The sequence below is a fragment of the Pseudomonas sp. BP11-1-1 genome (assembly GCF_052112105.1).
Taxonomy (GTDB): Bacteria; Pseudomonadota; Gammaproteobacteria; order Pseudomonadales; family Pseudomonadaceae; genus Aquipseudomonas; species Aquipseudomonas alvandae.
Genome location: NZ_JAUTYU010000045.1, coordinates 1 through 703 on the forward strand (window position 1 = coordinate 1; position 703 = coordinate 703).

Below are 703 nucleotides of genomic sequence, written 5' to 3' on the forward strand. Positions count from 1 at the left end.
CTCGTCGCTGGCGCACAGGCCCAGCTCGGCGGCGCGGCGATAGCTGTCCGGGGTCATGATTGCTCCGGCGTTGTCCTCGGAACCGTCGATGCCATCGGTGTCGCCGGCCAGCGCGTGGATGCCGGGATGGCCCTTGAGGCTGTCGGTCAGGCTCAGCAGGAATTCGGCGTTGCGTCCGCCACGGCCATTGCCGCGCACGGTGACAGTGGTTTCGCCGCCAGACAGGATCACGCACGGCGCCGCCAAGGGTTGGCCATGCAGGGCGATTTGCCGGGCGATGCCGGCGTGGACCTTCGCCACTTCCCGGGATTCGCCTTCCAGGTCACCGAGGATCAACGGGCTGAAACCGGCCTGGCGTGCTTTCACGGCTGCGGCTTCCAGGGATTGCTGGGGGCGGGCGATCAGTTGGAAATGACTGCGGGCCAGGCTCGGGTCGCCGGGCTTGATGGTTTCCGATTCCGGGCTTTGCAGCCAGGTGCGCACCGTGGCCGGGATCTCAATGTCATAGCGCTTGAGAATCGCCAGGGCCTCGGCTGAGGTGCTGGGGTCGGCCACGGTGGGGCCGGACGCGATGACTGTGGCCAGGTCGCCGGGCACGTCGGAAATCGCATAGGTGTAGACCGTCGCCGGCCAGCAGGCTTTGCCCAGGCGTCCGCCCTTGATCGCCGAGAGGTGCTTGCGCACGCAATTCATCTCGCCGATG

Annotated in this window: 1 protein-coding gene; it reads right to left on the reverse strand. The window is 67.3% G+C overall.

The genetic code is table 11. The features are described from left to right. Window positions 1-703: glycerate kinase type-2 family protein (locus Q7C33_RS28910; protein ID WP_407684595.1), on the reverse strand; the 703-nt coding region annotated here is incomplete at both ends.